Genomic DNA, 7372 nt, shown 5'->3' with positions numbered 1-7372 from the left:
GCCCCGCCCTACGGCTCGAACAAGTCCATCTGCGGTTCGTGCCGACGTACCTCGATGGAACCGAAGACCAGGTCCGGGGGCGGGACCAAGCCCAGATGTTCCCAGGCCGCAGCGGTGGCGATGCGCCCGCGCGGGGTGCGGGCCACCAAACCCGCTCGCACCAGGAACGGTTCGCAGACTTCCTCGACCGTGGTCGCTTCCTCACCGACGGCGACAGCGAGGGTGGACACGCCCACCGGGCCGCCGTTGAAACTGCGGATCAGCGCGCTCAGGACCGCGCGGTCGAGGCGGTCCAGGCCGAGGGAGTCGACGTCGTACACCGACAGTGCGGCATGGGCGATTTCGGGAGTGACGAGACCGTCGGCCTTGACCTCCGCGTAGTCGCGCACGCGGCGCAGCAGGCGGTTCGCGATACGCGGCGTGCCACGGGAACGCCCGGCGATCTCGGCGGCCGCGTCGGACTCCAGTCGAACGCCCAGGATTCGGGCCGAGCGTTCCAGGATCTGCTGCAGTTCGAGCGGCTCGTAGAAGTCCATGTGGCCGGTGAAGCCGAACCGGTCGCGCAGCGGGCCGGTCAGCGCGCCCGAGCGGGTGGTCGCGCCGACCAGGGTGAACGGGGCGATGTCGAGGGGAATCGAAGTGGCGCCGGGGCCTTTGCCGACCACCACGTCGACCCGGAAGTCCTCCATCGCGAGGTACAGCATTTCCTCGGCGGGGCGGGCCATGCGGTGGATCTCGTCGATGAACAGGACGTCGCCCTCGACCAGGTTGCTGAGCATGGCGGCCAGGTCGCCGGCGCGTTCCAGGGCGGGGCCGGAGGTGAGGCGCAGCGCGGTGCCGAGTTCACCGGCGATGATCATGGCCATACTCGTCTTGCCCAGACCCGGTGGGCCCGACAGCAATACGTGGTCGGGGGTGCCGCCGCGCAGTTTCGCGCCGCGCAGCACCAGGGTCAGCTGTTCGCGCACCCGCGGCTGGCCGATGAAGTCGTCGAGCGACTTCGGGCGCAGGCTGGCCTCGATCTCACCGTCGGACTGCAGATAGCTCGCGGTGACGCTGGATTCGTCCGCGTCGAAATCCGTGTCGTCGAAGTCGTCGAAATCCTCTGCCATGACCGGTTATCGATTCTTGCCGAGCAGGCCCAGCGCCGTGCGCAACGCCTGGGAGGTGCCGATGCCGGGTTCGTCGGCGAGCACCGCGTCGACCGCGCCCTCGGCCTGCCGGGCCGGGAAGCCGAGCCCGATGAGCGCGTCCACCACCTGCTCGCGCACCGGCGTGACCATGGGCGCGGGACCCGATCCGGGCGGACCGGACTGCACCGGAACCAGATTCACCTTGTCGCGCAGCTCCACCACCATGCGCTCGGCGCCGCGCTTGCCGACCCCGGGCACCCGGGTCAGCGCGGTCACGTTCGATTCCGCGAGCGCCTTGCGCAGCGCCTCGGGCTCCAGCACCGCGAGTACCGCCATGGCCAGCTTCGGGCCGACGCCGGACACGGTCTGCAACAGCCCGAACAACTCTCGCGCCTCGGTGTCGGCGAAGCCGAACAGGGTCATGGAGTCCTCGCGCACGATCATGGTCGTGTAGAGGCGGGAATCCTCGCCGCGGGTCAATCCGGCCAGGGTCGCCGGGGTGGCGTTGAGCCGGTAGCCGACTCCCGCCGCCTCGATCACCACATGGTCGAGCCCGATCTCGAGCACCTCGCCGCGTACCGACGCGATCACCGCGTTACCGCCTTCCGATTCGGAGATTCACCACGCTGGGAACCAGCACTGCGCTGGCCGTCTCCGCTTCGCGGAGGGCGGCCGTTACCGCGTTGCTGGGCAAGCCTTTCCTCGTACAGCCGTCGCTGTTTCTCGGCCATCGCCTCCGCCTTGGCCATGCGGTCCAGCATGGGCGCACGCCAGCAATGGCAGATGGCCAGGGCGAGCGCGTCGGCGGCGTCGGCGGGTTTCGGTGCGACGGACAGCCCGAGGATACGGGTCACCATCGCGGTCACTTGCGCCTTGTCCGCCGAACCGTTGCCGGTGACCGCCGCCTTCACCTGCGACGGGGTGTGGAAGTGCACCGGGATGCCGCGGCGCGCGGCCGCGAGGGCGATCACGCCGCCCGCCTGCGCGGTGGCCATGGCGGTGCGGACATTGTTCTGGGAGAAGACCCGTTCGATGGCGACGACTTCGGGCCGGTGATTGTCCATCCAGGCCTCGGCGGCGTCGGATACCTGCAGAAGCCGTTGCGCCAGATCCATTTCCGGCGGGGTGCGCACCACGCCGACCTCCAGCATGGACACCTGCCGGCCGAGAGTGCCGACCACCATGGACAGACCGCACCGGGTGAGCCCGGGGTCGACGCCCATCACCCGCACCGAAACCCCTCTCACCGTGAACGAACAACTGTTCGAGAGTCTAACGGACCCCCGCCGCGACATTGTCCATCGACACGGCCGGTCGGGGGCCGGATCCAGCACTCGCACCCGGAGACGCGACGCGGGCCGCCTCCCGGGAAGGGAAGCGGCCCGCGTCGTGAAAGCTGACGTCAGGCGTCGAGCTCGGCCAGCACCTCGTCGCTGATGTCGACATTGGTGTAGACGTTCTGGACGTCGTCGCTGTCCTCGAGCGCGTCGACCAGCTTGAACACCTTGCGGGCCAGGTCCACGTCCGCCGGAACGGTGACCGACGGCTGGAAACCGGACTCCGCGGAGGTGTAGTCGATGCCGGCCTTCTGCAGCGCGCTGCGCACCGCGATCATGTCACTGGGCTCGGAGATCACCTCGAACTCGTCGCCCAGGTCGTTGATCTCCTCGGCGCCCGCGTCGAGCACCACGTCGAGGATGTCGTCCTCGGACTGCCCGGCCTTGTCCAGCACCACGACGCCCTTGCGGGAGAACAGGTACGACACCGAACCGACGTCGGCCATATTGCCGCCGTTGCGGGTGACGGCCAGACGCACCTCGCCGGCCGCACGGTTGCGGTTGTCGGTGAGGCATTCGATCAGCAGAGCGACACCACTGGGGCCGTAGCCCTCGTACATGATGGTCTGCCAGTCCGCGCCGCCCGCCTCTTCACCGCCGCCGCGCTTGCGCGCGCGCTCGATGTTGTCGTTGGGCACCGACGACTTCTTCGCCTTCTGGATGGCGTCGTACAGCGTCGGGTTGCCGTCCGGGTCACTACCACCGGTGCGGGCCGCCACCTCGATGTTCTTGATCAACTTGGCGAAGAGCTTGCCGCGCTTCGCGTCGATCCCGGCCTTCTTGTGCTTGGTGGTGGCCCATTTGGAGTGGCCGCTCATTCCCTACTTCCTCGTTTCAGGGGGCTGAATGGTTTCCGACATTCGAGCGTACGTCAGACCCCGGCGCGCGGACGCACCGCGGTGTCGACGAACAGCTTGTGGACCCGCAGATCGCCGGTTACCTCCGGATGGAAGGACGTGGCGATGACATTGCCCTGCCGCACCGCCACGATCCGGCCGGCGGCCGGACCCGACGGCACCCGGGCCAGCACCTCGACGCCGTCACCGGCCCGCTCCACCCACGGCGCGCGGATGAACACCGCCCGCACCGGGCCGTCGGTGAGGCCCGCGAAGTCCAGATCGGTCTCGAAGGAGTCGACCTGACGGCCGAAGGCATTGCGGCGCACCGTCATATCGATGCCGTGCAGGGCCTGCATGTCCGGGCGGGTGTCGAGCACCTCCGAGGCCAGCAGGATCATGCCAGCGCAGGACCCGTAGGCCGGCAGGCCGTCGCGCAGCCGCTGCCGCAGCGGTTCCAGCAGCTCGAAGACTTCCAGCAGTTTGCTGATGGTGGTGGATTCGCCACCGGGGATGACCAGACCGTCGACGGCGGCGAGCTCGGATTCCCGGCGCACCGGGACCGCCTCCGCACCACAGGCCTCGAGAGCGTGCAGGTGTTCGCGCACATCGCCCTGCAGGGCCAGCACACCAATCGTCGGTTTCACGCCGTCGAGCATACGTTTGCCGGGGTATGTGGCCCTGCTCACCCAGGGCGTCAGGGATTCGTCAGGACGAGTGTCCACTTGGGCTTTCGGGTGAACACTCGCGGATGTGACCGATGTGCTTCCGCAAACCTCGCCCGGACCGCGCGGCGGAGTCGACGCTCCGCCGCCGCGATCCGGGCGCACCCGGCACGGGCTGACCGTCGCCACCGGACTTGCCGGGCTGTCGCTCGACGCCATGGCCTCGGTCGCCTACGGACCCGAGGCGATCGTGCTGGTGCTGGCCGCGGCGGGCGCGGCCGGACTCGGCTTCACGCTGCCGGTGACGCTGGCCATCGTGGTGCTGCTGGCCGTGCTGATCGCGTCCTACCGGCAGGTCATCGCGGCCTTCCCGAACGGCGGCGGCGCGTACGCGGTGGCCAAGGCGCGGCTCGGAAGGCGGACCAGTCTGGTGGCCGCGGCGTCACTGATCGTGGACTACGTCCTCAATGTCGCGGTCTCCATCGCGGCGGGCGTGGCGGCGCTGACCTCCGCGTTCCCACAGCTGCTCCCCTACACGGTGTGGATCTGCCTGGCCGTGCTGGCCGCCATCACCGTGCTCAATCTGTACGGCATCCGCGAGAGCGCCCGCGTGTTCATGGCCCCGACCGTCGTGTTCGTGCTGGGCATCTTCACCGTCATCATCGCCGGGCTGCTGCGGTCGGAACCGGCGACCGTGACCACCGGGGCGGCCGTCGCCGAGAACGCGCGCACCATCGGAATCCTGTTGCTGCTCAAGGCCTTCTCCAGCGGATGCGCGGCGCTGACCGGTGTCGAGGCGATCGCCAACGCGGTGCCCAGCTTCGCGGCACCGAAGGTCAAGCGGGCGCAGCGGGCCGAGGTCGCGCTGGGCGCGCTGCTCGGCATCATGCTGATCGGCCTGGCCACGCTGATCGGGAAGTTCGCCATTCACCCGGTCGAGGGCGAAACGGTGCTGTCGCAGCTGACCGAGGCCGCGCTCGGCCACGGCGTCGCCTACTACATCGTCCAGTTCGCGACCGTCGTCCTGCTGGCCCTCGCGGCCAATACCTCCTACGGCGGCCTGCCCACGCTGACCAAGATCCTGGCCGACGACAACTGCCTGCCACACCGGTTCGCGGTGCGTTCGCAGCGGCAGGTGTACCGCTTCGGCGTCCTGGCGCTGGGCGTCTCGTCGGCGGTGCTGCTGACCGCGTCCGGCGGCGATATGAACGCCCTGGTGCCGCTGTTCGCGATCGGCGTGTTCGTGGGCTTCACCATCGCCCAGGTCGGCATGGTCCGGCACTGGCTGGGCGTGCGCACCGCGGGCTGGCGGTGGCGGGCGGCGCTCAACGGGTTCGGCGCGATCCTCACCTTCGTGGCGCTGATCGTCACCACCGCAATGAAATTCACCGAGGGCGCGTGGCTGATCGTGGTGGTACTGCCGATGCTGGTGGCCGCCATGGAACGGATTCGCACCATCTACGCGCGCATCGACGGCTGCCGGGGCGTGGGCTGCGTGCCCGCCGAGCCGAAGGCCACCGAGACCGCGATCGTGGTGCCGGTGTCGGAGGTGTCGGAGCTCAGCCGTGAGGCGCTCTCGGCGGCGATGTCGCTGGGCCGGGACGTGACCGCGGTGCACGTGTGCCTGCCGGGCGAGAACATCACCGTCTTCACCAAGGAATGGGAGACCTGGCATCCGGACGTGCGCCTGGTGCTGCTCGAGGACGGCGATGCGACCGTCGGCGGCCCGGTGGCGCGCTATGTCGCCGACCATTTCGCCGGACGCCGCAAGGTGGTGGTGATCGCCGAGATCGAGCCGCCCGCCGGGTGGAATCACGTGCTGCCCAGCCATCGCAGCGACGAGCTGGAACGGGTGCTGCGCAAGATGACCGACACCGTGGTGTGTCACCTGCGGGTGCAGACCGCCTGACCCCGAAACAGCGAGCGCGCCGCCGGATTGCACCCGAGGCGCGCTCGATTCGTCTGTCGCTCAGGCGGTTCCGGGCGGGTACGACTGCGCCTGCGGATCCTTCAGGGTGCGGGTCAGCCCCTCCTGCATGACGACCGCCACCAGTTCCCCGGCCTGGTTCCAGATCCGGCCGCCGGTCAGCGCCCGGCCCGCGCCCGCCGACGGCGACTGCTGGTCGTAGAGCAGCCAGTCGTCGGCGCGGAACGGGCGCAGGAACCACATGGCGTGGTCGAGCGAGGCGTTCTGGGTGGGCTCGTCGGGGTGGATGACCTTCGAGGAGCCGAGCAGGGTCATATCGCTCATATAGGCGAGCGTGCACACGTGGAACAGCGGGTCGTCGGGCAGCGCGTGCCGGTAGCGGAACCACACCTGCTGCTGGGCGGCCAGGCCGCCGCGGCGGTCCACCTCGTCCTGCGGGATGGTGCGGATGTCCCAGTGCTCCCATTCGCGCATGGCCCACAGCCGTTCCGGGCTCATGGACTCCTTGGCGTCGGGCAGGTCCGACGGCGGCGGCACGGTCGGCATCTCGTCCTGATGCTCCGGGCCCTCGTCGCCCACATGGAACGACGCCGACATGGTGAAGATGGCCTCGCCGTTCTGCACCCCGGTCACCCGGCGGGTGCAGAAGGAGCGGCCCTCACGGATGCGTTCCACCATGTAGACGGTGGGTTGCTCCGGGTTGCCTGGCCGCAGGAAGTACCCGTGCAGCGAATGCACCTGATAGTGCGGATCCACCGTGCGCACGGCCGCCACCAGCGCCTGTCCGGCCACCTGCCCGCCGAAAGTGCGAGGCAGCTGCGTCTTGGTGGACGCGCCGCGGAAGATGTCGCGTTCGAGTTGCTCGATTTCGAGCGCCTCTTCGATCGTCGCCATGCACCCGTCCCTTCGCGTTTGTCCCGCTCAGGCTAACAACCGCAATAATCTATTGAATCATCAACGAACGTTTCTGATACGATAGATCCGTGTCGTGGAAGTTGCGTGCGCTCCTCGCCGCCAGTTGCGTTGCCGCCCTGGCGTTGTCGGTCGGCGGATTGGTGATCGCGCGCGAGAACACCCTGGTCCTGCTGCGCGAGGGCGCGAGCTACGAGCGCTACCGCGCGACCACCACGGATTCCGAACCCATGTCACCGGACCGATGGCGGTTCGTCGGCCGGAACTATCTCTCCGACATCACCGAAACCCTTCCGCGACTGCGGGTTCCGATCCTGCTCATGCTCGGGGAACGCGATCTCCATGTGGATGTCGCCGAGACCGCGCGCGTCCACCGCGACCAGGCGCCCGCGGGCCTGCTCACGATCCGAACCTTCCCCGACGTCTCCCACAACATCGTGAAATTCGCCCTGGATCGGCCCGGCAGCACGCGCGCCTACCTGACCGCGGTGTTCGCACCCGATCCCTCTATGCCCCCGGCTATCTCGACGCGCTGCGCCAGTACGCCGGCCATGCCCCGAAC

8 protein-coding genes are annotated in these 7372 nt (G+C 68.9%); 2 read left to right on the top strand and 6 right to left on the bottom strand.

Annotation, left to right across the window (positions count from 1 at the left end):
• Positions 1-8 precede the first annotated feature (8 nt).
• The 5 genes from ruvB to pdxT form a co-directional block, all read right to left on the bottom strand.
• Complete coding sequence (gene ruvB, locus ACFV4K_RS24325) at positions 9-1112, bottom strand: Holliday junction branch migration DNA helicase RuvB (RefSeq protein WP_379277941.1); 1104 nt, start codon at positions 1110-1112, stop codon at positions 9-11.
• A 6-nt stretch (positions 1113-1118) separates the two neighbouring features.
• The gene (gene ruvA / locus ACFV4K_RS24320) at positions 1119-1724 is read right to left on the bottom strand and encodes a Holliday junction branch migration protein RuvA (protein WP_357083645.1); all 606 of its coding nucleotides are present in this window, start codon (positions 1722-1724) and stop codon (positions 1119-1121) included.
• The gene (gene ruvC / locus ACFV4K_RS24315) at positions 1721-2365 is read right to left on the bottom strand and encodes a crossover junction endodeoxyribonuclease RuvC (RefSeq protein WP_379277939.1); all 645 of its coding nucleotides are present in this window, start codon (positions 2363-2365) and stop codon (positions 1721-1723) included. The genes ruvA and ruvC overlap by 4 nt, the downstream gene beginning before the upstream one ends.
• Before the next feature lie 170 nt (positions 2366-2535).
• Positions 2536-3288, bottom strand: coding sequence for a YebC/PmpR family DNA-binding transcriptional regulator (locus ACFV4K_RS24310; protein WP_357083651.1), 753 nt, complete (start codon positions 3286-3288; stop codon positions 2536-2538).
• Positions 3289-3341: 53 nt separating this feature from the next.
• On the bottom strand, positions 3342-3965 hold the full coding sequence (gene pdxT / locus ACFV4K_RS24305; protein WP_379277949.1) for a pyridoxal 5'-phosphate synthase glutaminase subunit PdxT: 624 nt from the start codon (positions 3963-3965) through the stop codon (positions 3342-3344).
• Between the two features lie 223 nt (positions 3966-4188).
• Here pdxT and ACFV4K_RS24300 point away from each other — a divergent pair, with 223 nt between their 5' ends.
• Positions 4189-5880, top strand: coding sequence for an APC family permease (locus tag ACFV4K_RS24300; RefSeq protein ID WP_379277948.1), 1692 nt, complete (start codon positions 4189-4191; stop codon positions 5878-5880).
• Between the two features lie 60 nt (positions 5881-5940).
• On the opposite strand, the gene ACFV4K_RS24295 is transcribed toward ACFV4K_RS24300, so the two are convergent.
• Complete coding sequence (locus tag ACFV4K_RS24295) at positions 5941-6792, bottom strand: acyl-CoA thioesterase (RefSeq protein ID WP_379277937.1); 852 nt, start codon at positions 6790-6792, stop codon at positions 5941-5943.
• Positions 6793-6881: 89 nt separating this feature from the next.
• On the opposite strand from ACFV4K_RS24295, the gene ACFV4K_RS24290 reads away from it, so the two are divergent.
• The coding region (locus ACFV4K_RS24290; RefSeq protein ID WP_379277936.1) for an alpha/beta fold hydrolase at positions 6882-7372 on the top strand (491 nt) is incomplete at its 3' end.

It is taken from the genome of Nocardia sp. NPDC059764 (assembly GCF_042732555.1).
Lineage (GTDB): Bacteria > Actinomycetota > Actinomycetes > Mycobacteriales > Mycobacteriaceae > Nocardia.
Note: the sequence above shows the minus strand (reverse complement) of the source record. Positions and strands in the feature narration are given on the sequence as shown.

Bases quoted from the DNA above. Each gene is read 5' to 3' on its own strand.
- ACFV4K_RS24295 (WP_379277937.1), bottom strand. From the start codon at position 6,792: ATGGCGACGATCGAAGAGGCGCTCGAAATCGAGCAACTCGAACGCGAC.
- ruvB (WP_379277941.1), bottom strand. From the start codon at position 1,112: ATGGCAGAGGATTTCGACGACTTCGACGACACGGATTTCGACGCGGAC.
- pdxT (WP_379277949.1), bottom strand. From the start codon at position 3,965: ATGCTCGACGGCGTGAAACCGACGATTGGTGTGCTGGCCCTGCAGGGC.
- ACFV4K_RS24310 (WP_357083651.1), bottom strand. From the start codon at position 3,288: ATGAGCGGCCACTCCAAATGGGCCACCACCAAGCACAAGAAGGCCGGG.
- ACFV4K_RS24300 (WP_379277948.1), top strand. From the start codon at position 4,189: ATGGCCTCGGTCGCCTACGGACCCGAGGCGATCGTGCTGGTGCTGGCC.